This is a genomic window from Pseudomonas sp. CFBP 13710, from assembly GCF_014842235.1.
In the GTDB taxonomy this organism is placed as follows: domain Bacteria; phylum Pseudomonadota; class Gammaproteobacteria; order Pseudomonadales; family Pseudomonadaceae; genus Aquipseudomonas; species Aquipseudomonas baltica.
Genome location: NZ_JACYVJ010000005.1, coordinates 229,249 through 252,481 on the forward strand (window position 1 = coordinate 229,249; position 23,233 = coordinate 252,481).

At 63.2% G+C, this 23,233-nt stretch carries 23 protein-coding genes; 20 read left to right on the top strand and 3 right to left on the bottom strand.

Features of this window, described 5'->3' with window-relative positions; translation table 11 throughout:
- The first annotated feature begins 2 nt into the window (after positions 1-2).
- The 20 genes from fliN (at position 3) to IFT44_RS14175 (ending at position 18,222) form a co-directional block, all read left to right on the top strand.
- The gene (fliN, locus tag IFT44_RS14080; protein ID WP_122475901.1) at positions 3-473 is read left to right on the top strand and encodes a flagellar motor switch protein FliN; all 471 of its coding nucleotides are present in this window, start codon (positions 3-5) and stop codon (positions 471-473) included.
- On the top strand, positions 473-916 hold the full coding sequence (gene fliO, locus IFT44_RS14085; protein WP_122475899.1) for a flagellar biosynthetic protein FliO: 444 nt from the start codon (positions 473-475) through the stop codon (positions 914-916). The genes fliN and fliO overlap by 1 nt, the downstream gene beginning before the upstream one ends.
- Complete coding sequence (gene fliP / locus IFT44_RS14090; RefSeq protein WP_122475897.1) at positions 916-1,668, top strand: flagellar type III secretion system pore protein FliP; 753 nt, start codon at positions 916-918, stop codon at positions 1,666-1,668. The genes fliO and fliP overlap by 1 nt, the downstream gene beginning before the upstream one ends.
- A gap of 27 nt (positions 1,669-1,695) precedes the next feature.
- A complete protein-coding gene (fliQ, locus tag IFT44_RS14095; RefSeq protein WP_043186065.1) occupies positions 1,696-1,965 on the top strand; it encodes a flagellar biosynthesis protein FliQ in 270 nt (89 codons plus the stop codon).
- The gene (gene fliR, locus IFT44_RS14100; protein WP_122475893.1) at positions 1,965-2,750 is read left to right on the top strand and encodes a flagellar biosynthetic protein FliR; all 786 of its coding nucleotides are present in this window, start codon (positions 1,965-1,967) and stop codon (positions 2,748-2,750) included. The genes fliQ and fliR overlap by 1 nt, the downstream gene beginning before the upstream one ends.
- A gap of 3 nt (positions 2,751-2,753) precedes the next feature.
- Positions 2,754-3,890: a flagellar biosynthesis protein FlhB gene (flhB, locus tag IFT44_RS14105; protein WP_122713695.1), complete on the top strand. Its 1,137-nt coding sequence runs from the start codon at positions 2,754-2,756 to the stop codon at positions 3,888-3,890.
- A gap of 193 nt (positions 3,891-4,083) precedes the next feature.
- Positions 4,084-6,213 carry a flagellar biosynthesis protein FlhA gene (gene flhA / locus IFT44_RS14110; RefSeq protein ID WP_122476754.1) on the top strand — a complete coding sequence of 710 codons (2,130 nt, stop codon included), beginning with the start codon at positions 4,084-4,086 and terminating at the stop codon, positions 6,211-6,213.
- Between the two features lie 11 nt (positions 6,214-6,224).
- On the top strand, positions 6,225-7,544 hold the full coding sequence (gene flhF / locus IFT44_RS14115; RefSeq protein ID WP_192058203.1) for a flagellar biosynthesis protein FlhF: 1,320 nt from the start codon (positions 6,225-6,227) through the stop codon (positions 7,542-7,544).
- A 118-nt stretch (positions 7,545-7,662) separates the two neighbouring features.
- On the top strand, positions 7,663-8,496 hold the full coding sequence (gene fleN / locus IFT44_RS14120) for a flagellar synthesis regulator FleN (protein ID WP_122475888.1): 834 nt from the start codon (positions 7,663-7,665) through the stop codon (positions 8,494-8,496).
- Positions 8,490-9,236, top strand: a complete 747-nt coding sequence (fliA, locus tag IFT44_RS14125; protein WP_240998692.1) for an RNA polymerase sigma factor FliA — start codon at positions 8,490-8,492, stop codon at positions 9,234-9,236. Before fleN ends, fliA begins: the two co-directional genes overlap by 7 nt.
- A 161-nt stretch (positions 9,237-9,397) precedes the next feature.
- Complete coding sequence (locus IFT44_RS14130; protein WP_090362272.1) at positions 9,398-9,772, top strand: chemotaxis response regulator CheY; 375 nt, start codon at positions 9,398-9,400, stop codon at positions 9,770-9,772.
- Positions 9,773-9,791: 19 nt separating this feature from the next.
- Positions 9,792-10,580 carry a protein phosphatase CheZ gene (locus IFT44_RS14135; RefSeq protein WP_185794514.1) on the top strand — a complete coding sequence of 263 codons (789 nt, stop codon included), beginning with the start codon at positions 9,792-9,794 and terminating at the stop codon, positions 10,578-10,580.
- 58 nt (positions 10,581-10,638) lie between these two features.
- Positions 10,639-12,819: a chemotaxis protein CheA gene (locus IFT44_RS14140; RefSeq protein WP_192176075.1), complete on the top strand. Its 2,181-nt coding sequence runs from the start codon at positions 10,639-10,641 to the stop codon at positions 12,817-12,819.
- A 16-nt stretch (positions 12,820-12,835) separates the two neighbouring features.
- Positions 12,836-13,960 (top strand): protein-glutamate methylesterase/protein-glutamine glutaminase, encoded by a 1,125-nt coding sequence (locus IFT44_RS14145; RefSeq protein WP_192176076.1) that lies wholly within the window; start codon positions 12,836-12,838, stop codon positions 13,958-13,960.
- Positions 13,960-14,700: a flagellar motor protein gene (locus tag IFT44_RS14150; protein WP_122475880.1), complete on the top strand. Its 741-nt coding sequence runs from the start codon at positions 13,960-13,962 to the stop codon at positions 14,698-14,700. The genes IFT44_RS14145 and IFT44_RS14150 overlap by 1 nt, the downstream gene beginning before the upstream one ends.
- Positions 14,701-14,711: 11 nt before the next feature.
- On the top strand, positions 14,712-15,596 hold the full coding sequence (motD, locus tag IFT44_RS14155; RefSeq protein WP_185794517.1) for a flagellar motor protein MotD: 885 nt from the start codon (positions 14,712-14,714) through the stop codon (positions 15,594-15,596).
- Positions 15,597-15,651: 55 nt separating this feature from the next.
- The gene (locus IFT44_RS14160; protein ID WP_122475877.1) at positions 15,652-16,440 is read left to right on the top strand and encodes a ParA family protein; all 789 of its coding nucleotides are present in this window, start codon (positions 15,652-15,654) and stop codon (positions 16,438-16,440) included.
- Positions 16,440-17,309, top strand: coding sequence for a CheW domain-containing protein (locus IFT44_RS14165; protein ID WP_192176077.1), 870 nt, complete (start codon positions 16,440-16,442; stop codon positions 17,307-17,309). Before IFT44_RS14160 ends, IFT44_RS14165 begins: the two co-directional genes overlap by 1 nt.
- A gap of 40 nt (positions 17,310-17,349) precedes the next feature.
- Positions 17,350-17,829: a chemotaxis protein CheW gene (locus tag IFT44_RS14170; protein ID WP_043186096.1), complete on the top strand. Its 480-nt coding sequence runs from the start codon at positions 17,350-17,352 to the stop codon at positions 17,827-17,829.
- A complete protein-coding gene (locus IFT44_RS14175) occupies positions 17,830-18,222 on the top strand; it encodes a DUF2802 domain-containing protein (protein WP_049858773.1) in 393 nt (130 codons plus the stop codon).
- Between the two features lie 41 nt (positions 18,223-18,263).
- Here IFT44_RS14175 and IFT44_RS14180 read toward each other — a convergent pair whose 3' ends face one another.
- The 3 genes from IFT44_RS14180 to fliK all read right to left on the bottom strand — a co-directional run bounded on the left by IFT44_RS14180 (position 18,264) and on the right by fliK (position 23,084).
- Positions 18,264-21,014 carry a dermonecrotic toxin domain-containing protein gene (locus IFT44_RS14180; protein ID WP_192176078.1) on the bottom strand — a complete coding sequence of 917 codons (2,751 nt, stop codon included), beginning with the start codon at positions 21,012-21,014 and terminating at the stop codon, positions 18,264-18,266.
- Positions 21,015-21,201: 187 nt separating this feature from the next.
- Positions 21,202-21,522 carry an EscU/YscU/HrcU family type III secretion system export apparatus switch protein gene (locus tag IFT44_RS14185; RefSeq protein WP_192176079.1) on the bottom strand — a complete coding sequence of 107 codons (321 nt, stop codon included), beginning with the start codon at positions 21,520-21,522 and terminating at the stop codon, positions 21,202-21,204.
- Positions 21,519-23,084 (bottom strand): flagellar hook-length control protein FliK, encoded by a 1,566-nt coding sequence (gene fliK, locus IFT44_RS14190; RefSeq protein ID WP_192176080.1) that lies wholly within the window; start codon positions 23,082-23,084, stop codon positions 21,519-21,521. The genes IFT44_RS14185 and fliK overlap by 4 nt, the downstream gene beginning before the upstream one ends.
- Positions 23,085-23,233: the final 149 nt, after the last annotated feature.

Consider the following 23,233-nt stretch of genomic DNA (forward strand, 5'->3'; position numbering starts at 1 on the left):
TGATGGCTGATCAAGATGAAACAATTTCTGCCGAAGACCAGGCGCTCGCCGATGAATGGGCGGCGGCTCTGGATGAGTCCGGGGATGCCGGGCAGGACGATATCGACGCGCTGTTGGCCGCCGATACGCGCGGCAGTTCGAGTTCCTCCCGCCTGCCGATGGAAGAGTTCGGCAGTTCGCCCAAGTCGGGTAACGGCCCGGTCACGCTCGAGGGCCCGAACCTCGACGTGATCCTGGATATCCCGGTGACCATTTCCATGGAGGTTGGGGCGACCGATATCAGCATCCGCAATTTGCTGCAGCTCAACCAGGGCTCGGTGATCGAGCTCGACCGTCTGGCCGGCGAGGCGTTGGACGTGCTGGTCAACGGCACCTTGATCGCCCACGGCGAAGTGGTGGTGGTCAACGAGAAGTTCGGCATTCGCCTGACCGACGTGATCAGCCCCAGCGAACGCATCAAGAAGCTGCGGTGATGGGCCGGTTCCTGTGGGCCTTGCTGCTCTTGCCCGTGGTCGCCCTGGCAGCGCCGGAAGTGGCCCCTGCTGCGGCGCCGGTGGTGGCGTCGGGAGGCACTGGCCTGGCCGGTCAGTTGACCCAGACCGTGCTGGGGCTGCTGGCAGTGGTGGCCTTGATCTTCGCCTTGGCGTGGCTGATGCGGCGCGTGCAGCAGGCGGCGCCGCGCCAGGGCCAGGTCATCGACGTGATTGGCGCCAAGGCGCTGGGGCCACGTGATCGGCTGGTGCTGGTGCAGGTGGGCGAGGAGCAGATCCTGCTGGGTGTCAGCCCGGGGCGCATCAGCGCGCTGCACGTGATGAGCACGCCGGTGCAGCCACCCGACCGAACCACCCAGGCCACACCCGAATTCGCCCAGCGCCTGATGGAACTGCTGGGCAAGGACCAGAAGGATAAGAAGTGATGGGAGTGTTGCGCACTGTCCTGCCGCTGGGCCTGCTGTTGGTGGCGCCCCTGGCCATGGCCGCGGATCCGCTGCAGATTCCGGCATTGACCATGACCAGCGGCGCCAACGGGCAGCAGGAGTATTCGGTCAACCTGCAGATTCTGCTGATCATGACCGCGCTGAGTTTCATTCCGGCGTTCGTCATGTTGATGACCAGCTTCACGCGCATCATCATCGTGTTTTCCATCCTGCGCCAGGCACTGGGCCTGCAACAGACGCCGTCCAACCAGCTGTTGACCGGCATGGCGCTGTTCCTGACCATGTTCATCATGGCGCCGGTGTTCGACAAGGTGAACCAGCAGGCCCTGCAACCCTATCTGAGTGAACAGCTCAGCGCCCAGGATGCCGTGGCACGTGCCGAGGGCCCGATCAAGGATTTCATGCTGGCACAGACCCGGCAGAGCGACCTGGAGCTGTTCATGCGGCTGTCCAAGCGCACCGACATCGCCAGCGCCGACCAGGCGCCGCTGACCATCCTGGTGCCGGCGTTCGTCACCTCCGAGCTGAAAACGGCGTTCCAGATCGGCTTCATGATCTTCATTCCGTTCCTGATCATCGACCTGGTGGTCGCCAGTGTGCTGATGGCCATGGGTATGATGATGCTGTCGCCATTGATCATCTCGCTGCCGTTCAAGATCATGCTGTTCGTGCTGGTCGATGGCTGGGCGCTGATCATCGGGACCCTGGCCGGGAGTTTCGGTGGTGTATGACTTTGCCTTTCACAGGAGCGTGAATCCATGACCCCGGAAGTCGCCGTCGACCTGTTTCGCGAAGCGCTGTGGCTGACCACCGTGATGGTCGCGATCCTGGTTTTGCCGAGTCTGATCGTCGGCCTGATCATCGCCATGTTCCAGGCCGCCACGCAGATCAACGAACAGACCCTGAGCTTCCTCCCGCGCCTGCTGGTCATGCTGGTGACGCTGATCGTCATCGGGCCATGGATGGTGCGCACCTTCATGGAGTACATCACTACCCTGTACTCCAATATTCCGCAGGTGATCGGCTGATGCAGCCGCTGCTGCAATTGACCGATGCGCAGATCGGCGGCTGGGTGGCCAGCTTCATCCTGCCGCTGTTCCGCGTGGCCTCGATGCTGATGACCATGCCGATCTTCGGCACCCAGGTACTGCCGCAGCGCGTGCGCCTGTACGTGGCCGTGGCCATTACCGTGGTCATCGTGCCGGGATTGCCGCCGGCGCCCACGGTGGATGCGATCAGCGGCCAGGCGCTGCTGCTGGTGGCCGAACAGATCATCATCGGCGCGCTGTTCGGTTTCTCGCTGCAGTTCCTGTTCCAGGCTTTTACCGTTGCCGGGCAGATTCTCGCGATCCAGATGGGCATGGCCTTCGCGTCCATGGTCGACCCCACCAACGGCGTGTCCGTGGCCGTGATCGGCCAGTTCTTCAGCATGCTGGTGACCCTGGTGTTCCTGTCCATGAACGGCCATCTGGTGGTGTTCGAGGTGCTCACCGAGAGCTTCACCACGCTGCCCATCGGCGGCGGCCTGCTGACCGCGCACTACTGGGACGTGGTGCTGCGCATGGGCTGGGTGCTGGGCGCCGGGGTGTTGCTGGTGCTGCCTGCCATCACAGCCTTGCTGGTGGTCAACATTGCCTTCGGCGTGATGACCCGCGCGGCGCCTCAACTGAACATCTTTTCCATCGGTTTCCCGCTGACCCTGGTGCTGGGGATGTTCATCCTGTGGGTCAGCCTGGGCGACATTCTCAACCAGTATCAGCCGCTGGCGGCCAACGCCCTGCAGTGGCTGCGCGAATTGGCGCGAGCGGAGTAGGCAATGGCCGAAAGCGAAAGCGGTGCGGACAAGACAGAAGACCCCACGGACAAGCGCAAGAAGGATTCGCGCGAGAAGGGCGAGATCGCCCGTTCCAAGGAGCTCAACACGCTGGCAGTGATGGTCGCCGGGTGCGGCGCGCTGCTGGCGTTCGGCGGCCATCTGGCGCAAAGCCTGCTGGAACTGATGCGCAGCAACTTCACCTTGAGCCGCGAGGTGTTGCTCGATGAGCGCTACATGGGCATTTTTCTGCTGCAGTCGGGCAAGGTGGCGATTCTGGCGACCCAGCCGATTCTGCTGACCTTGCTGCTGGCGGCGCTGATCGGCCCGGTCGCGCTGGGCGGCTGGTTGTTCGCCGCCAGCTCCATGGCGCCCAAGTTCAGCCGCATGAACCCGGCCGCCGGCCTCAAGCGCATGTTCTCCATGCATGCATTGACCGAATTGCTGAAGGCGCTGGCCAAGTTCGCCATCACCCTGATCGTTGCCATGATGGTGCTGGCCAAAGACCGTACCGACCTGCTTGCGATTGCCAACGAGCCGCTGGAAATGGCGATCATCCACAGCGTGCAGCTGGTCGGCTGGAGCGCCTTGTGGATGTCCTGCGGACTGGCGTTGATTGCCGCCGTGGACGTGCCGTTCCAGCTCTACAGCAGCAAACAGAAGCTGATGATGACCAAGCAGGAGGTCAAGGACGAGCACAAGGACTCCGAAGGCCGGCCCGAGGTAAAGGGGCGGGTACGCCAGTTGCAGCGCGAAATGTCGCAGCGCCGGATGATGACGGCGATTCCCGAAGCGGACGTGATCATCACTAACCCGACTCACTACGCGGTGGCGTTGAAATACGATCCGGAGAAGGGCAATGCGCCGGTATTGCTGGCCAAGGGCTCGGACTTCATTGCCTTGAAGATTCGCGAGATCGGCAACGAGCATCGCATCCAGGTGCTGGAGTCACCGGCCCTGGCGCGTTCGATCTTCTATTCCACCGAGATCGAACAGCAGATTCCTGCGGGGTTGTACCTGGCGGTGGCGCAGGTGCTTGCCTATGTCTACCAGATCCGCCAGTACCAGGCCGGGCGAGGCAAGCGTCCCGACCCGTTGCAGGACCTGCCGATCCCGCCGGATCTACAGCGGGACAGTTAGGCCGCGGCGAGCCCCCTGTGGGAGCGGGCTCTGCCCGCGAAGGCCGCGCCCCCGATAGATCGATTTCACTCCATCTCGGCAGCCCTTCAATAATCTTTAACCCCCTCCGGCAAAAGTTGGACCTCTTCTTGCACTACCCCTTGGCAAGACGCCTGGCGCGTCAAAAGTTCGCTTGGGGAAGTGGGGAATGTCGGTGGATCGCTCTCAATTAATCAACACCGCTCGCAGCAACATCGTCGGCCTTGGCCGCGGCAACCTTGGCGTGCCGCTGCTGTTGCTGGTGATGCTGGCGATGATGATGCTGCCGATCCCGGCACTGCTGCTGGACGTGTTCTTCACCTTCAACATCGCCTTGTCCATCGTCGTGCTGCTGGTGTGCGTGTACGCGCTGCGTCCGCTGGACTTCGCCGTGTTCCCGACCATCCTGCTGGTGGCCACGCTGCTGCGCCTTGCGCTCAACGTGGCGTCGACGCGGGTGATCATGCTGCACGGCCAGGAAGGCCATGCCGCCGCAGGTAAAGTGGTTCAGGCATTCGGTGAGGTGGTGATCGGCGGTAACTACATCGTCGGTATCGTGGTGTTCGCCATCCTCATGATCATCAACTTCGTGGTGGTCACCAAGGGCGCCGGGCGCATCTCCGAAGTGAGCGCGCGGTTCACCCTGGATGCCATGCCCGGCAAGCAGATGGCCATCGACGCCGACCTCAACGCCGGCCTCATCGATCAGAACCAGGCCAAGGCGCGTCGTACCGAAGTGGCCGCCGAAGCCGAGTTCTACGGCTCGATGGACGGTGCCAGCAAATTTGTCCGTGGCGACGCCATCGCCGGTCTGCTGATCCTGTTCATCAACCTGATCGGCGGCATGCTGGTGGGCATGCTGCAACACAACATGCCATTCGCCGAGGCAGGCAAGGTGTATGCCCTGTTGACCATCGGTGACGGCCTGGTCGCTCAGTTGCCATCGCTGTTGCTGTCCACCGCGGCAGCCATCATGGTGACCCGTGCTTCGGGCTCCGAGGAGATGGGCAAGCAGATCCAGCGGCAGATGTTCGCTTCGCCCAAGGCACTGGCCGTCTCCGGCGCGCTGATGGTGATCATGGGCATGGTGCCCGGAATGCCGCACATGGCCTTTATCACCCTGGGTGCCATCGCCGGTGGTGGTGCCTACCTTTTGTGGAAAAAGCAGAACGACGTCAAGGTCCAGGCCCAGGCCGAAGTGCAGCGCCAACAAGAGCTGCTGCCTTCACCGACGCGCACCCAGGAAACCAAGGAACTGGGCTGGGATGACGTGACGCCCATCGACATGATCGGCCTGGAAGTTGGCTACCGTTTGATCCCGCTGGTGGACCGCAACCAGGGCGGCCAGCTGCTGGCGCGGATCAAGGGCGTACGCAAGAAGCTGTCCCAGGACCTGGGCTTCCTGATGCCTACCGTGCATATTCGCGACAACCTCGACCTGGCGCCCAGCGCCTATCGTTTGACGCTCATGGGGGTGATCCTCGCCGAAGCCGAGATCTACCCGGATCGCGAGCTGGCAATCAACCCCGGGCAGGTGTTCGGCTCGTTGAACGGCATCACCGCCAAGGATCCGGCGTTTGGTCTGGACGCGGTCTGGATCGACGTCAACCTGCGCAGCCAGGCGCAGTCGCTGGGCTACACGGTGGTCGATGCCAGTACGGTAGTGGCCACGCACTTGAACCAGATTCTGCAGAAGCATGCCCATGAGCTGATCGGCCACGAAGAAGTGCAACAATTGCTGCAAGTTCTGGCAAAAGGCTCGCCCAAGCTGGCCGAAGAGCTGGTTCCGGGCATCCTTTCGCTGTCTTCGCTGCTCAAGGTCCTGCAGGCCCTGCTGGCAGAGCAGGTACCCGTACGCGACATCCGCAGCATCGCAGAAGCCATCGCCAACAACGGGCATCGGAGTCAAGATACCGCCGCGCTGGTTCAGGCCGTCAGGGTCGGTTTGTCCCGCGCAATCGTGCAAAGCATTGTAGGCATTGAGTCGGAGCTGCCTGTCATCACGCTGGAACCAAGGTTGGAACAGATATTGCTAAATAGTCTTCAGAAGGCTGGTCAGGGTCAGGAAGAAGGCGTTTTGCTGGAACCGAGCATGGCGGAAAAACTGCAGAGATCCCTGATCGATGCGGCGCAGCGGCAGGAGATGCAGGGCCAACCGGTGATACTGCTGGTAGCCGGTCCGGTCCGCGCGATGCTGTCACGCTTCGGTCGCCTGGCGATCCCCAACCTTCACGTACTGGCCTATCAGGAAATCCCTGATAACAAGCAAGTCACCATCGTTGCGACAGTAGGGCCCAACGGCTGAGGTAGTGGGTTATGCAAGTGAAGCGATTTTTCGCCGCCGACATGCGTCAGGCCATGAAATTGGTCCGCGATGAGCTGGGCGCCGACGCTGCCATCATTGGCAACCGTCGCATCGCCGGCGGCGTCGAGCTGACCGCAGCGCTGGACTACAAGCTGTCGGCCCTGGCGCCGCGCGTGCCCAACCTCGAGTTGGAAGAAGAGCTGCGCAAGACCCAATCGCGGATCGTTTCGGCCCAGGCCGAGCTGAGCACCCGTGGCGAGAGCGATGCGGCTACCAACCGCCAGCTGGTTGCCGGCCTGCCGTTGACCGCCGCCGAGCCGCTGGTCGAGCCGCGTCGCGAAGAGCCCCCGCGTGTGCAGGTGGCCCCCGCGCCACAGCCTGCCGTCGACCAACGCCTTTTCGATTCCATGCGTTCCGAACTCAACGGTTTGCGCCAACTGCTGGAAGTGCAGCTGGGCTCCCTGGCCTGGACCCAGCTGCAAGGCAGCAAGCCGGCGCAGGCGAATCTGTGGCGTCGTTTGCAGCGCATCGGCTTGTCCGGCCCGATCGCTCGCGAGCTGCTCAGCCTGACCAGCGAAATCAACGAACCTCGGCAGGCATGGCGGATGCTGCTGGCGCACTTGGCGCGTATGATCCGTACACCGGAAGTGGAACCGCTCGAAGAAGGTGGCGTGATCGCCATGGTCGGCCCTGCTGGCATGGGCAAGACCACCACCCTGGCCAAGCTGGCGGCCCGTTATGTGCTCAAGTACGGTTCCCAGAGCGTGGCGCTGGTGAGCATGGACAGCTTTCGCATCGGTGCCCAGGAACAACTCAAGACCCTGGGCCGCATTCTCAATGTATCGGTGACTCAGGTCGATCCGGGCCAGTCATTGGTACAGGCTCTGGAACCCCTGCTGCGCAAGCGCGTGGTATTGATCGACACCGCTGGCCTGCAAGCCAGCGATCCGGCCCTGCGCATGCAGCTCGAAAGCCTGGCCGGACGCGGGATCAATGCGCGCAACTACCTCGTGCTGGCTACTACCAGCCAGAAGCAGGTGCTCAGCGCCGCGTACCATAGCTACAAGCGTTGCGGTCTGGCCGGGTGCATCCTGACCAAACTGGATGAAACGGCCTGTCTCGGCGAAGTGCTGAGCCTGGCCATCACTCAGGAACTGCCGATTGCCTATCTTACCGATGGGCCGCGCATTCCCGATGACTTGCATTTGCCGCGCCGGCACCAGTTGGTCAGCCGCGCAGTGAGCGTGCAAATGCAAGAAGAGCCCAGCGAAGAGGCCATGGCCGATATGTTCGCGGGTCTCTACCACAGCCCCGACAAGCGAGTTGGCTGAGGTGAAGAACGTTATGCAAACACACTCTTCCTGCATCGTAGGGTTGCCAGGAAACACTCGAGCAATCGAACTGGCAGCCACTCGTGTGGCCTCGGTCTAGACAAGGTAAAGAACGAACATGGGCAGCATGCATCCCGTACAGGTGATCGCGGTGACCGGCGGCAAAGGTGGCGTCGGCAAGACTAATGTGTCAGTGAACTTGTCCCTGGCTTTGGCCGAGCTCGGCCGCCGGGTCATGTTGCTGGACGCCGACCTTGGCCTGGCCAACGTCGACGTGTTGCTGGGCCTGACCCCCAAGCGCACCCTGGCCGATGTGATCGAAGGTCGCTGCGAACTGCGCGACGTGATGTTGCAGGGCCCCGGCGGCATCCGTGTCGTGCCGGCAGCCTCGGGTACCCAGAGCATGGTGCAGTTGAGCCCGGCCCAGCATGCCGGCCTGATCCAGGCCTTCAGCGATGTGGGCGACAACCTCGACGTACTGATCATCGACACCGCCGCCGGTATCGGCGAATCGGTAGTGAGCTTTGTCCGCGCCGCCCAGGAAGTCCTGCTGGTGGTATGCGACGAGCCCACCTCGATCACCGATGCCTACGCCTTGATCAAGCTGCTCAACCGCGATTACGGCATGAACCGCTTCCGGGTCCTGGCCAACATGGCGCAGAGCCCCCAGGAAGGGCGCAATCTGTTCGCCAAGCTGACCAAGGTGACCGATCGCTTCCTCGACGTTGCCCTGCAGTACGTCGGCGCCGTGCCCTACGATGAGTCGGTGCGCAAGGCCGTGCAGAAGCAGCGCGCCGTGTACGAGGCGTTCCCCCGTTCCAAATGCTCGCTGGCCTTCAAGGCGATCGCGCAGAAAGTAGACACCTGGCCTTTGCCGGCCAACCCCCGTGGCCACCTGGAGTTCTTCGTCGAACGCCTGGTCCAGCAAACCAGCGCAGGGCCCGTATCATGAGTGCCAGCGGATACCGTATGTACAGCAAGGCGTCGCGCGACTCGCAGCAGCATCAGCTGATCGAGCAATACGCGCCGCTGGTCAAGCGTATCGCCTATCACCTGCTGGCGCGTCTGCCAGCCAGCGTGCAGGTGGAAGACCTGATCCAGGCCGGCATGATCGGTCTGCTGGAGGTCTCGACCAAGTACGACTCGAGCAAGGGGGCCAGTTTCGAGACCTACGCCGGTATTCGTATCCGCGGCGCCATGCTCGACGAAGTGCGCAAGGGCGACTGGGCGCCGCGTTCGGTGCACCGCAATACCCGCATGGTCAGTGATGCCATTCGCCGAATCGAGTCGAAAACCGGTCGCGACGCTAAAGATCATGAGATCGCTGCCGAACTTAGTCTGAGTCTGGATGATTACTACGGGATCCTGAACGATACCCTGGGCAGCCGCTTGTTCAGTTTCGACGATCTGCTGCAGGACGGTGAGCACGAGGGCCTGCACGAAGACGGCGCCAGCGGTTCGCTGGAGCCCTCGCGGGATCTCGAGGACGAACGCTTTCAAGGCGCGCTGGCCGAGGCCATCGCCAACCTGCCCGAGCGCGAGAAGCTGGTCCTGTCGTTGTATTACGACGAAGAGCTGAACCTCAAGGAAATCGGCGAGGTACTGGGTGTCAGCGAATCGCGGGTAAGCCAGTTGCACAGCCAGTGCGCGGCGCGACTTCGCGGGCGCCTGGGGGAATGGCGGGCACGCTGAAGGAACGGCAAGACCGGTGCGGGCTCTGTCCGTGAAGAGGCCCGCTGGCGTAGCGCGGGTAGGCGATCTGCAGCGGCAAGTGGCTCAGGCGAATTCGATTGTTATGCACGTCCAGGGGCTGGGCGTGTTCAAGACTGCTGGAGGTCTAATTGGACAAGAACATGAAAATCCTCATCGTCGACGATTTCTCGACGATGCGGCGCATCATCAAGAACCTGCTGCGTGACCTGGGCTTCACCAACACCGCCGAGGCCGATGATGGCAACACCGCCTTGCCGATGTTGCACAGCGGCAACTTCGATTTTCTCGTCACCGACTGGAACATGCCTGGCATGTCCGGCATCGACCTGCTGCGCCAGGTGCGCGCCGACGATCGCCTCAAGCACCTCCCGGTGCTGATGGTCACCGCCGAGGCCAAGCGCGAGCAGATCATCGAAGCCGCCCAGGCCGGGGTCAACGGGTATGTGGTCAAGCCTTTCACTGCGCAAGTGCTGAAAGAAAAAATCGAAAAGATTTTCGAGCGCGTCAATAGCTGAAGTCTGCAATGGGGGCGCAATGGACCACAAACAAAGCACGTTGGGGGACTTCGAGTCGACCCTGAAAAAACACGCAGTGGAGCTGGTCGACAGCCTTGAAAAAGGCCGTTTCGGCGACGCGGTGCAATTGATCCACGAACTGAACCAGACCCGCGATCGCGGCCTGTATCAGGAAGTGGGCAAGCTTACGCGCGAGCTACACAGCGCAATCGTCAGTTTCCAGATTGATCCGAACATCCCCCAGGCCGAAGAGGTTTCGCAGATCACCGACGCGACCGAACGTCTGTCGTATGTGGTACGCCTGACCGAAAACGCGGCCAACCGCACCATGGATCTGGTCGAGCAGAGCACCCCGGTGCTCAATACGCTGAGTGCCGAAGCCAGTGCCTTGAGCGCCGACTGGCAGCGCTTCATGCGCCGCGAAGTGGCCGCCGACGAGTTCCGCGAACTGGCGCGCCGGGTCGACAGCTTCCTGACCCGCAGCGAGCAGGGCAATCGCGAAGTCGCCAGCCACCTCAACGACATCGTGCTGGCCCAGGATTATCAGGACCTCACCGGCCAGGTCATCAAGCGTGTCACCGCGCTGGTCACCGAAGTGGAGAGCAACCTGCTCAAACTGGTCCTGATGGCCAGCCAGGTCGATCGCTTCGCCGGCATCCAGCATGATCACGAACAGCTCCGCGCCGAAAAAGATCAAGAAAAACATCCCGCCAAGGGTGAAGGTCCGCAGATCCATGCCGATAAACGTGAAGACGTCGTATCCGGTCAGGACGATGTCGACGATCTGCTGTCCAGTCTGGGCTTCTAGGCCATCGCCTGCGCCTGACTGTGTTGACCGTTAATCACGTATTCCAGGGAGCATCCACATGAGCTTCGGCGCCGACGAAGAAATCCTTCAGGATTTCCTGGTAGAGGCCGGCGAAATTCTCGAGCAACTGTCCGAACAACTGGTCGAGCTGGAAAGCCGTCCCGATGATGCCGACTTGCTCAATGCAATTTTTCGCGGTTTTCACACTGTAAAAGGCGGCGCCGGCTTCCTCCAGCTCAACGAGCTGGTGGAGTGCTGCCATATCGCCGAGAACGTCTTCGACATCTTGCGCAAAGGTGAGCGCCGGGTCGACGCCGAACTCATGGATGTCGTTCTCGAAGCGCTGGACGCGGTCAACGGCATGTTCACCGAGGTGCGTGAACGCTCTCCGGTCACGCCGGCCAGCCCCCAGTTGCTCGATGCCCTGGCGCGCCTGGCCGAACCGGCTGCGGCGGTCGTTGCGCCGTCCGTGGCGGTGCCCGTTGCGGCGCCAGCCTCGACGCCGGGCGAAGACATCACCGACAGCGAGTTCGAGCAATTGCTCGATTCCTTGAGCGCGGCCAAAGCGCAGGCCGCCGCGCCCACCGCGTCCGCTGCTGCACAGCACGGTGCGGCCAGCGACGATATCACCGACGACGAATTCGAGTCGCTGCTCGACCAGCTGCACGGCAAGGGTCAGTTCGCGGTCGATGCGCTGGCGCCGGCTGCGGCATCGCCAGCCGCTTCGGCGCAGGCTGCCGTGGGTGCGTCTGGCGACGAGATCACCGACGACGAGTTCGAGGCGCTGCTCGACCAGTTGCATGGCAAGGGTACGTTCACTGCCGATGCGGTCACGCCACCGCCTGCCCAGGTGCAGGCGGTGGCTCAGGCTCCCACGAGCGACCAGATCACCGACGACGAGTTCGAATCACTGCTCGACCAACTGCATGGCAAGGGCAAGTTCAGCGATGTCGCCAGCCTGCCCGAGACGCAGCCGGCTCCGACCGCGCCCGCGCCGGTGGCGGCACCGCGCAAGGTCGAGGCAGCCCCTGTACGTGCACCGGTGGCCGAGAAACCGGTCGCCAGCGAAGCCGAGACGACCGTACGGGTCGACACCGCGCGCCTGGACGAAATCATGAACATGGTCGGCGAGCTGGTGCTGGTGCGTAACCGCCTGGTGCGCCTGGGCGCCAACAGCAGCGACGAAGCCATGTCCAAGGCAGTCTCGAACCTCGACGTGGTGACGGCCGACCTGCAGACGGCCGTCATGAAGACGCGCATGCAGCCGATCAAGAAGGTCTTCGGGCGTTTCCCGCGGCTGGTCCGCGACCTGGCCCGGCAGTTGAAGAAGGAAATCAACCTGGAACTGGTCGGTGAAGAAACCGACCTGGACAAGAATCTGGTCGAGGCCCTGGCCGACCCGTTGGTGCACTTGGTGCGCAACGCCGTCGACCACGGCATCGAGACGCCGGAAGAGCGCGAACGCAACGGCAAGGCGCGCGGTGGGCGCGTGGTGTTGTCGGCGGAGCAGGAAGGCGACCATATCCTCTTGTCGATCAGCGATGACGGCAAGGGCATGGACCCTGCGGTCCTGCGCGCCAAGGCCGTGGAAAAGGGCCTGATGGACCGCGACGCCGCCGACCGCCTCAGCGAGTCCGACTGCTACAACCTGATTTTCGCGCCGGGCTTTTCCACCAAGACGGAAATTTCCGACGTGTCGGGCCGCGGCGTCGGCATGGACGTGGTCAAGACCAAGATCAGCCAGCTGAACGGCTCGATCAACATCTACTCGGCCAAGGACCAGGGCTCGAAGATCGTCATCAAGGTGCCGCTGACCCTGGCAATCATGCCGACGCTGATGGTGATGCTGGGCAACCAGGCGTTCGCCTTCCCGCTGGTCAACGTCAACGAGATCTTCCACCTGGACCTCTCGCGCACCAACGTCGTCGATGGCCAGGAAGTGGTCATCGTGCGCGACAAGGCGCTGCCGTTGTTCTACCTCAAGCGCTGGCTGGTCAAGTCGGCGGCCCACGAGGAGCAGGGCGAGGGCCACGTGGTCATCCTGTCGGTCGGCACCCAACGCATCGGTTTCGTGGTCGACCAATTGGTCGGGCAGGAAGAAGTCGTGATCAAGCCGCTGGGCAAGATGCTGCAGGGCACGCCCGGCATGTCCGGCGCGACCATCACCGGTGACGGCCGAATCGCCTTGATCCTCGATGTACCGAGCATGCTCAAGCGCTACGCCGCACGGCGTATCTGATCGTAGTGGAGTGTTTATGGCAGTCAAGGTCCTGGTGGTGGATGATTCCGGTTTTTTCCGCCGCCGCGTCTCGGAAATTCTTTCGTCGGACCCCACCATCCAGGTGGTCGGGACCGCTACCAATGGCCGCGAAGCGATTGACCAGGCTCTGGCGCTCAAACCCGATGTGATCACCATGGACTACGAGATGCCGATGATGGACGGCATCACTGCCGTGCGTCATATCATGCAGCGCTGTCCCACCCCGGTCCTGATGTTTTCCTCCCTCACCCACGAGGGCGCGCGGGTAACGCTCGACGCCCTCGACGCGGGGGCGGTGGATTACCTGCCGAAGAATTTCGAAGACATTTCTCGCAACCCCGAGAAGGTCAAGCAGATGCTCTGCGAGAAGATCCACACACTCTCGCGCAGCAACCGCCGGCTGGGTGCGCACATGGCCACGCCAGCTCCGGCGATAGCGGCCGCGGCCTCTCCAGCCGCCCTGACACCGTCGCGGCCCGTGCCGACGCGTACGCCAGCACCGGTGACGCCGGTGCGGGCGCCGGCGCCGACCGCCAGCAGTGCGACGCCGCGGCGCAAGCCTTACAAACTGGTGGCCATCGGTACTTCCACCGGAGGGCCGGTGGCGCTTCAGCGCGTGCTGACCCAGCTGCCGGCACATTTTCCAACGCCGATCGTGCTCGTCCAGCACATGCCGGCCGCCTTCACTCGCGCGTTCGCCGAGCGCCTCGACAAGCTGTGCCGGATCAGCGTCAAGGAAGCCGAGGACGGCGACGTGCTGCGTCCCGGGCTGGCATTGCTGGCGCCCGGCGGCAAGCAGATGATGATCGACGGCCGCGGCGCGGTGAAGATTCTGCCCGGTGACGAGCGCCTGAACTACAAACCCTGCGTGGACATCACGTTTGGTTCGGCGGCCAAGTCCTACGGCGACAAGGTCCTGGCGGTGGTGCTTACCGGCATGGGCGCCGACGGTCGAGAGGGCGCGCGCCTGCTCAAGCAGGGCGGCAGTCACATCTGGGCCCAGGACGAAGCAAGCTGCGTGATCTACGGCATGCCCATGGCCATCGTCAAGGCTGGCCTGGCCGACGCCATCTACAGCCTCGACGACATTGGCCGGCACCTGGTCGAGGCGTGCGGCTGATGGATGTACTCAGCCTGATCGGGATCATCCTCGCGTTCGTTGCCATCATCGGTGGCAATTTTCTCGAGGGTGGCCACCTGTCGGCGCTGCTCAATGGTCCTGCCGCGCTGATCGTGGTCGGTGGCACGCTGGCGGCGGCGCTGATCCAGTCACCCATGAGCGCTTTCAAGCGCGCACTGCACAATGTGCGCTGGATTCTCTTTCCGCCCAGGATCGACATGGCCGGCGGTATCGATCGTGTGGTGAACTGGAGCCTGGTCTCGCGCAAGGAAGGCTTGCTCGGGCTGGAAGCCAGTGCCGAAGCCGAGCCCGACGACTATGCGCGAAAGGGGCTGCAGTTGCTGGTCGATGGCGCCGAGGCCGCGGCCATCCGCAGCGTGCTCGAAGTCGATCTGTACAACCGTGAAACCCGTGATTTGCAGGCGGCCAAGGTGTTCGAAAGCATGGGTGGCTATGCGCCCACCATCGGCATCATCGGTGCGGTGATGGGCTTGATCCACGTCATGGGCAACCTGGCCGACCCCAGCCAGCTGGGCAACGGCATCGCGGTGGCGTTCGTGGCGACCATCTACGGTGTAGCCAGCGCCAACCTGCTTTTGCTGCCGGTGGCGCACAAGCTCAAGGCACTCGCCCAGCGTCAGGCGGCCTATCGGGAAATGCTGCTCGAAGGGCTGCTGTCCATCGCCGAAGGCGAGAACCCACGCTCGATCGAAATGAAGCTGCAAGGCTACCTCGACTAGGAGAGCATGGCATGGCCCGTCGTCGTCGCCTCGAAGAGCCGGAAAACCACGAACGCTGGCTGGTGTCCTACGCCGATTTCATCACCCTGCTGTTCGCTTTCTTCGTGGTGATGTATTCGATCTCGTCGGTCAACGAAGGCAAGTACAAGGTCTTGTCGCAGGCGCTGGTGGGGGTTTTCAGCGACCCGGACCGTAGCGTCAGGCCCATCCCGATCGGCGAGGAGCGACCCTTGACCACCCGTCCTGTGCAGCCGCTGGTCACCGACAGCGAGCAATCGGAAGCGGCCATCGGCGAGGCAGTCGACCCATTGCAGACCATTGCCGACAATGTCCGTCAGGCGTTCGGCGACCTGATTGCTTCGGATCAACTGACCGTGCGCGGCAACGAGCTGTGGATCGAGATCGAACTCAAGTCCAGCCTGCTGTTCGGCAGTGGCGATGCCATGCCCAGCGACATGGCGTTCGCCATCGTCGACAAGGTGGCGGGCATTCTCAAGCCTTTCGACAATCCGGTTCATGTCGAGGGTTTCACCGACAACCTGCCCATCAGCACTGCGCAGTTCCCGACCAACTGGGAGCTGTCGACCGCTCGGGCAGCGAGCATCGTGCGCATGATGGCCATGGAAGGCATCGACCCGCGGCGCATGGCGGCCGTCGGTTATGGTGAGTTCCAGCCAGTGGCCGACAACGCCAGCGCCGATGGACGAGGGCGCAACCGTCGGGTGGTGCTGGTCATTTCGCGCAACCTTGACGTGCGTCGCAGCATCACCAGTTCTGGCAGCGCCAACGCCCAGCCGGATGCAGCATTGCGCCGGGCTGGCACACAAACTGCAAAGACGCCCTTAACCGTGCCGTCCGCGCCTGGGTCTGTCAAAAGTCCGCCGCCCGGCCCATAACCCGAAAGCTTCACTATCTCGGTAGTGCGCCGTTTACCGAGGGGAAACCATCACCATGAGAGTCTGGGCAGTAGCCAATCAAAAAGGCGGGGTAGGCAAGACCACGACTTCGATCGCCTTGGCCGGTTTGCTCGCCGAGGCGGGCAAGCGCGTGGTCATGGTCGATCTCGATCCGCATGGCTCGATGACCAGTTATTTCGGGCACAACCCCGATGAACTGGCGCACAGCTGTTACGACCTGTTCCTGCACAAGGGCGCCGTGCCGCCAGGCCTGGCTCATCAACTGCTGCTGCCGACCGGCGAGGCCAACGTCTCGTTGCTGCCTTCGAGCACCGCACTGGCGACGCTGGAGCGCCAGCAACCTGGGCAGAGTGGCCTGGGCCTGGTGATTGCCAAGACCCTGGCGCAACTGTGGCAGGATTTCGACTACGCCGTGATCGACAGCCCGCCGCTGCTGGGCGTGCTCATGGTCAATGCATTGGCGGCGAGCCAGCAACTGGTGATCCCGGTACAGACCGAGCACCTGGCAGTCAAAGGCCTGGAGCGCATGGTCAGCACCCTGACCATGATCAACCGTTCGCGCCGTCAGGCCCTGCCATACAGCATCGTTCCGACGTTGTTCGACCGTCGTACCCAGGCGTCGCTGAGCACCCTGCGCACCTTGCGCGACGATTACCCGCAGCACATATGGCCGGGTTACATCCCGGTCGACACGCGTCTGCGCGACGCCAGCCGGGCCGGACAGACACCCTCGCGCTTCGACGGCAAAAGCCGCGCCGTGGTCGCCTACCGGGCCTTGCTCAAGCATTTGCTGGCCCAACAACTCGTCGCGCAGGTAGCCTGATGAACCGTCCCGTCGATATTGCCCAACGGCCCCAGGTGGCCTTGCAGTCCTACCTGGACGGCCTGTTGCATGAAGCCACCGAGGCGTTCGAAGCGCTGGATCTCGACGCCGGCCTGGACAGACTCGACGAGTTCCAGGCAGCCGTGCTCGAGGAACAGGTGCGCGATGCTGCAAGCCTGCAGCCGGTACCAGTGCCAGTGCCGGTGCCAGTGCTTTCGCCGCCGGTGCAGGGGCAGGTGCCCACGCCCATTGCCAACTTAATCCCGTCGGCCGAGTCGGCGCTGGTCGCACCGGTGGTCGATGTCCATCTGCCGTCGGCAAGTCTGCAGCCGCTCTCGGCAACCGTAGATGGTCGCCCCAGCTGGGCCGCCGAGCCGTTCGAGTGCCTGCTGTTCGACGTTGCCGGGCTGACCCTGGCCGTGCCGCTGGTGTGCCTGGGTTCGATCTATGCATTGGCTGGCCAGACCCTGACGCCGCTGTTCGGCCAGCCCGACTGGTTTCTCGGCATCCTGCCCAGCAACAGTGGCAACCTGAAAGTGCTCGACACCGCGCGTTGGGTGATGCCCGATCGCTACCGCGATGATTTCCGCCAGGGGTTGCAGTACGTGATTTCGGTGCAGGGCTACGAGTGGGGTCTGGCCGTGCACCAGGTCAGCCGCTCGCTGCGCCTGGACCCCAACGAGATCAAGTGGCGCAGTCAGCGCGGCCAGCGGCCATGGCTGGCGGGAACCGTCATCGAACACATGTGCGCGCTGCTGGACGTCGCCGAACTGGCCGAGCTGATCGCCAGTGGCGGCGCACGCCATCTGCGTCCAGTCGCCTCGGCGCCAGGCAAGCCTGCCGCCACCACCGCTATCGTCAAGAATTGAATGAACACGCCGCCGTCATGGCATTTGAGGGGTTAGTAGCATGAAGAAGTCGTCCGCCCAAGGTTCCGAAGATCCGATCCTGCAGTGGGTCACCTTCCGTCTGGACAATGAAACCTATGGCATCAATGTGATGCAGGTGCAGGAAGTGTTGCGCTACACCGAAATCGCACCGGTGCCGGGTGCGCCCAGCTACGTGCTGGGTATCATCAACCTGCGCGGTAACGTGGTCACGGTGATCGATACGCGTCAGCGCTTCGGTCTGGATTCCAGCGATGTCAGCGACAATACGCGCATCGTCATCATCGAGGCCGACAAGCAGGTAGTAGGGATTCTGGTCGACAGCGTCGCCGAGGTGGTCTACCTGCGCCAGTCCGAAGTCGAAACGGCGCCCAACGTCGGTAACGACGAGTCGGCCAAGTTCATTCAGGGCGTGTGCAACAAGAATGGCGAACTGCTGATTCTTGTCGAGCTGGACAAGATGATGTCCGAAGAAGAGTGGTCCGAGCTGGAGAATATCTGATTGATCTTCGAGGTTGCAGTCGTCCTGCTGGCGGTGCTGTGGGTTGGAACGGTTTCGCTGTTCCTGTCCTACCAGAAAAGCCAGCGCCTGCTGGCTGCTGAACAGGCGGCAGGCGATGCGCTGCGCGATCAGCGGCTGCGCGAGCTGACCAAGCGCCTGGACGATTACCAGAATCTCAACGTGCGCCTGGGCGAAGCACTGCACGAGTTGCGCGCGGTGGTTGGGCCATTGCCGGAGAAGCTGGCCCAGCTCGAGCAACGCGACCCCGGCAGCCTGTCGTTTGCCCAGGCGGGCAAGCTGGTGGCCATGGGCGCGTCGGTGGATGAGCTGACCCAGGCCTGCGGCCTCACCCAGGCCGAGGCCGAGCTGATGAGCAAACTGCACCGCGGCTGATCGCCCAGCGCCTGTTGCTCGTCAGCATCCGGCGGTGTCACTCAGGTGTGGGTCCAGCTCAGGCTGCTGCCTACCCGCGAAAAGCGGTTGAGTGGTGTGAGTGTCCGATACGCATCGTTGAACCCCGACCAGTCGAGGACGCCGTTGATGTCGCGGATCGGCAACGCCGCCAGGTTCCACGCTTCGCGGTACTGCGCCAGCTCAAGCAACCGCTGGCTGATGGTGTGGTTGAGTGCACCGGGCCCGCTGATGTGGTTCAAGGTAATGGCATAACGCTGGAAGCCTTCAGGATCGGTCGCCCGATCCGGACGGCTATCGTAGAACCGTGGCTGCACCTCGAAGCGCTCCAGCATCGTTTGCGACACTGCATCCAGGGTCGGATTGCCCGCGTGGCTGCCGATCATGCTGTTGCCGAACTGGATGTTCATGCCCAGGGTTTCATTGGACAGGGGCACCGAAAGGATCAGGCCTCGGTCCGACGTGCGCAGCGGTACGCTATCGATGGGTTCGGCCAGCTGCCCCATGGGGGTTTTCTCTCCGGGTGCGAGGATGCTGTCGTCCATATCCATGTACAGGCCGCCTTCGCTTTTCAGAATTCGATAGCGCAGCACGTCGGATGCCGAAGCGTAGTTGGTGGCGATGCCGCCGTTGCCTTCGATGGCCGCCTGGTATTGCCGAAAATAGCGGCTGCGTTTGAACGCCGTGTACAGCGGATGCGGTTCGAGCGGGATGACCCGCAGCGAGGGCGCATGCTGGGCCAACAGCTCGACGTTGCGCGCATAGGCTTGCGGTGAGGTCGTGGAAAGGAACAGGCGGTATTGGTAACTGCTGTCGCGCAGCAGGGCGGCATTGCGTCCTACGTTTTCCAGCAAGGCAGCGCTGATGACCTTGTCGCCGACCCACAGGCAGGAGATTTTCTTCGCAATGGCTTTCATGACCGGTGGGCGCAGTTCGCCAAGGCTCAGCGGCAGTGTCAGATCGACCCCCAGCGCCCGTAGGGTTTGCGCGCGCTGGGCGTCGGTGACGGGCCGCGCGACGTTCGGCAACCGCGACAGCGAGCGCCCGCCAGGCTGCGGCGCCACGTAGCACGGCGGATCGATCTCGTTGAGGTCGGTGCTCTGGACGAAGGCGTCACGCTCCACATCGTAGTGAACGGCAGCGACGTATCCGTCTATTTCACATTCCAGAAGGTCGTGCCTGCCACTGTAGCTGGGCACGCGAATGATGGCATCGCTAAGCGCCTGGTCCGCCCCGGCCACGGGTTGCACCGATTGCGGCAGGCTGAAGGCGGTCTCCAGAACTGGCTCAAGGGCCGCAAGGTGCGGGGCCTGCACCGGGCTCAGCGGGTAGCCGAGCTGGCCGTTGATGCGTGCCGGGATGACGAACTCGGCACGCTTGAAGCGGAAGATTGCCGGTCTTTGGGGAATCTGCAGGTGCAGCAGTGGTGTTGCATTGAGCATCCCCCAGACCGCATCGCCGGCGCCGGCGGCGCGCTGCTCCAGGTTTTTGCCGTTGATTGCCCTATCCAGCCCAAGGCCTAGTTGAGCAAGGCCGCCCAAGGCAAAGATTGGCGCCAGTTCCGGCACCACCATCGCGATCGGGGCCAGGGTGTTGATGGCCGAAGTGAAGTAGCCGCGCCACTTTTCCTGGGTTACCGAGCTGTCGGTGTCGATGATGAACGCGGCGTCCTGCTCGCTGCGTTTCTTCTGTTGGCGGGCCATGGCCATGAACAGGTCGCCTTCGATGGGCGGGCTGTAGTGGCTCGTCCGGTAGTTGACCGTATCCTCGGGTACCCACAAACCGCTGGTGGCGAAACCGGGATGTCTGTCGGGATCGAAATGGTGGTAGGCGGGGTACAGGCCCAGACCCGTAAGCGCGGTGGCGAGGCCACTGAAACCCAGCGTGTCGGCCTCGTCGCCGGGTGGAAAGTGCGCTTCGAGCGCTTGACGGGTGTGTGGGTGCCTGCAGTGCTTGGCCACCCACCGCTTCATCGACGATTCGTCGGTGAATTCGTGGAACGGCGAGCTGTTGCCGGGTATGTACAGCACCGTCAGCCCGGTCGCAGTGTTTTTCAGGCACAGCAGATTGGTCGCTGCATAGCCGTAGATATTCAGGCAGGCGACGTGTACGGCATGGGGCCGCGGCAGCAGGCCTGCAATCTGCCAGGCCAGAATCCGACCGGCATCGCTCAGGCTCGCGTGGCTCGTCTGCCTGTTGCAGGCCGCGATGAAATTGACTTTGGCCGCGTCGCGGTAGGCTTGCAGTCCGTTTTTCCAGTAGCCCTTGAGCATGTGCTTGTAGGGCGTCTGGAAGTCCATGTGCCAGATGAAGCGTTGAAACTCTTCGGCAGGAAGGCGTACGTGGTTGGCCGGGTCGTAGCCCGCCGACGATGTCTGCCGGTACAGGCCGTTGTACACCAGGTACTCGCTGCCATAGTCGAACAAACCCTTTTCATCCAGATGGTCGACCAGGGTGATCGAGTAGGGCGGCGGGGTGCCGGCCCAGGCAGCATGCAGGGCGGCGCCGATCAGATCATTGTTCGATTCGCCCTGCCAGTTCGACAGCAGCGCCTGGGTCATGGTCAGCTTGCGCACGACCTTGGCGATGCAGCGCTGGCCTTTGAATTGATAGTGCAGGGTAACGGCGTCGACCTTGTCCGGATTCAGCTCCAGGCCCTGTTTCGACGCCCACTTGCGTACCGCATCGGCAGCGGCGCGATCGGGCCTGGGGTAATCCTGGAGGGCGTCGCGGACGGCTTGCACACCCTGCGGGCTGATGAATCGGGAAGTCATGGCGGTATTCCTTTCAGAGCACGGAAAGTCGTGCCAGGCCATGATTCGTTCGGCGCATCGGGTGGACGTGGTAACTATTTAGGGCGGCCGCCGCCGGTGCCGATAGCAAACCGGCCCGGTAAAGGCTATCGACGCGATCGCCGTAGACTCGATTCGAGGGGTGGGAAATAGCCTTCTGGCCCAGGCGCTACAAGGCCTTGGGCGTGATGTCTCGCTCGGCCGGCGCAGGCGCCAGTTCGAAGTCGGAAGGGGTCTTGCCTTGCAGGTGCCAGGCAAAGGCGATGATCTCTGCGATGGTCAGGTACAACTCGTGGGGGATGCTGTCGCCCAGTTCCATGCGTGCCAGCATCTTCACCAGCTCGGCATTTTCATACACCGGTACTTCGTATTCGCGCGCCATGGCCAGGATCGCTTCAGCCAGCTCATCGTCGCCCTTGGCAGTGAGGGTAGGTGCCTTCTGGCCGTCGTAGCGCAGGGCGATGGCTTGGCGCGGGGCTCGTTCGTTCATGCGGTTTCATCCACCCAGCGTTGTTCCAGTCGCGTACGAGCGCCTTGGGGGGCGGTGCCTTGATGGCACTGCAGGTCGGCGACGTTCAAGCCGCTGGCCTGCAGGCGCTGCCGCAGATTGTCCAGTTGGTTCTCGATGAGCAGGGCGGTGGCTGGTCGTTGCGCCCATAACTGGCTGGAGAGGCTGCCGTGGGCCAGTTGCGCCTGCACCTGCAGCGGGCCCAGTGCATCCAGATCGAAGGCCAGGTCCAGGCGCCAGATCTTTTCCTGGGCGGGCCTGAGCTCGTTCTTGTCGTGGGGCTGTTGGTCCGGTGGTGGGTCTTCGCGTTGCACCTTGACCTGCAGCGGGATGAAATCGTGCAGGTGGCGCATGGGGATCTCCAGTTGCCAGGTGGTCTGCGTGGCGCCATCTGGGGTGCGCCCGGTCTGTTCCAGGCCCGCGAGCTGATGGCTCTGCAGGCGCGCCACCGCCGCACCGGCCAGGCGCAGCAGGTGTTCGAGGTCGTCTTCGCCTTCGCTTTTCTGCGCCGTGCGGGCGGGCAGGGGAAAGCTTGCCGGGACGATCTTTTCGCTGACCTGCCCCCAGGCATTCAGGGCATTGCGCACGCGCCCCGGCAGCACCTGTGCCAGCACATTGGCCGCCACCGCCGGTTGCGCCGCCGCGCCGGGCAACGCAGTGGGTGCAATCTGCGCCATCAGGCGCAACAGCGCCGACTTGAGATCGGGTGCCGGTTGACCGTTGAGCAGATTGGCTTCCAGGAATGCGCCGCTGGCGACCACGGCCTGTGCAACGGTTTTCGGGTCGGCCATTTGCTGCATGTCCGGCAAGCTGGCCAACAGGCGCTCCAGGCCCGCCCGCGTCGGTGGCGCGAGTTCCGGGTTCTGCCGCAGGCTCTGCACCGCGCTCAGGAGGCTGTCCAAGGAACCCTGCCGAGCTTGCTGGGCGCCCAATTGCTGGGCCACGGCCAGTTGGTCCATGCGCCCGCTTAAGGGCACGAAATTCAGGCTGCGGTCGCTCATCACCTGGGCGCTGAGCAGGCTGCCCAGGCGCAGCGGCTGAGGGCTCTCGATGGCCAGGATATTGCCCGCCTGAGCGGTGTTGAGCAGGGTCATCATGGCCCGATACACCGCCGGCTGCCCGGCGATCTGCGGCAGCATCTGGCTGCTGCTGACCTTGCCCTGCAACAGCGTGCCCACCGGCAATGCCTGGGTGTCGATGCGGGTCAGGGTCAGCGGGGCGCCGTTGCCGCGCTCCTGGGTGGCGACCAGGGCCGCGCCGCCGGCCAGGTGCGAAACCAGCAATGCAGTGCCCTGGGGCAGCGGTTGCAGACTGCTGGCGGTGATCGTCGCCACCCCGCCACCGGCCAGGCTCAGGCGCAGCAGCAGTTGAAAGTCCTGGGCGCCGGCCTTGACCGACACCACCTCGGCGTCGACTGTCTCGCCCAGGGCCAGCAGGTTGTCCAGTGGCTGGGTGATCTTCACCATCTCGGTGTTCGAGGCACTGGCGCGCGCGGCTCCGCTGGCAGACGGCAGCGCGGCTAGGTTGCTGATCAGGTCAGGCATGGATGAAACCTGTGTCGGTTGCGCCCTTGGGCGTGAGCTGCGCATGTATAATGCGCGGCCACTGCGGCCGGCTCTGCTATACAGTGCCATGGAAGTATAGCGGCCATGCCCTGCAGAACTTGAACACGGCTCGACGCCGTGACGTGCGA

Coding starts and splice junctions, on each gene's coding strand:
- fleN (WP_122475888.1), top strand. CDS start 7,663: ATGGGCAGCATGCATCCCGTACAGGTGATCGCGGTGACCGGCGGCAAA.
- motD (WP_185794517.1), top strand. CDS start 14,712: ATGGCCCGTCGTCGTCGCCTCGAAGAGCCGGAAAACCACGAACGCTGG.
- fliQ (WP_043186065.1), top strand. CDS start 1,696: ATGACCCCGGAAGTCGCCGTCGACCTGTTTCGCGAAGCGCTGTGGCTG.
- IFT44_RS14180 (WP_192176078.1), bottom strand. CDS start 21,014: ATGACTTCCCGATTCATCAGCCCGCAGGGTGTGCAAGCCGTCCGCGAC.
- flhF (WP_192058203.1), top strand. CDS start 6,225: ATGCAAGTGAAGCGATTTTTCGCCGCCGACATGCGTCAGGCCATGAAA.
- IFT44_RS14185 (WP_192176079.1), bottom strand. CDS start 21,522: ATGAACGAACGAGCCCCGCGCCAAGCCATCGCCCTGCGCTACGACGGC.
- fliO (WP_122475899.1), top strand. CDS start 473: ATGGGCCGGTTCCTGTGGGCCTTGCTGCTCTTGCCCGTGGTCGCCCTG.
- IFT44_RS14170 (WP_043186096.1), top strand. CDS start 17,350: ATGAAGAAGTCGTCCGCCCAAGGTTCCGAAGATCCGATCCTGCAGTGG.
- fliP (WP_122475897.1), top strand. CDS start 916: ATGGGAGTGTTGCGCACTGTCCTGCCGCTGGGCCTGCTGTTGGTGGCG.
- fliN (WP_122475901.1), top strand. CDS start 3: ATGGCTGATCAAGATGAAACAATTTCTGCCGAAGACCAGGCGCTCGCC.
- IFT44_RS14165 (WP_192176077.1), top strand. CDS start 16,440: ATGAACCGTCCCGTCGATATTGCCCAACGGCCCCAGGTGGCCTTGCAG.
- flhB (WP_122713695.1), top strand. CDS start 2,754: ATGGCCGAAAGCGAAAGCGGTGCGGACAAGACAGAAGACCCCACGGAC.
- IFT44_RS14130 (WP_090362272.1), top strand. CDS start 9,398: ATGAAAATCCTCATCGTCGACGATTTCTCGACGATGCGGCGCATCATC.
- IFT44_RS14160 (WP_122475877.1), top strand. CDS start 15,652: ATGAGAGTCTGGGCAGTAGCCAATCAAAAAGGCGGGGTAGGCAAGACC.
- IFT44_RS14140 (WP_192176075.1), top strand. CDS start 10,639: ATGAGCTTCGGCGCCGACGAAGAAATCCTTCAGGATTTCCTGGTAGAG.
- IFT44_RS14150 (WP_122475880.1), top strand. CDS start 13,960: ATGGATGTACTCAGCCTGATCGGGATCATCCTCGCGTTCGTTGCCATC.
- IFT44_RS14145 (WP_192176076.1), top strand. CDS start 12,836: ATGGCAGTCAAGGTCCTGGTGGTGGATGATTCCGGTTTTTTCCGCCGC.
- fliK (WP_192176080.1), bottom strand. CDS start 23,084: ATGCCTGACCTGATCAGCAACCTAGCCGCGCTGCCGTCTGCCAGCGGA.
- IFT44_RS14135 (WP_185794514.1), top strand. CDS start 9,792: ATGGACCACAAACAAAGCACGTTGGGGGACTTCGAGTCGACCCTGAAA.
- fliR (WP_122475893.1), top strand. CDS start 1,965: ATGCAGCCGCTGCTGCAATTGACCGATGCGCAGATCGGCGGCTGGGTG.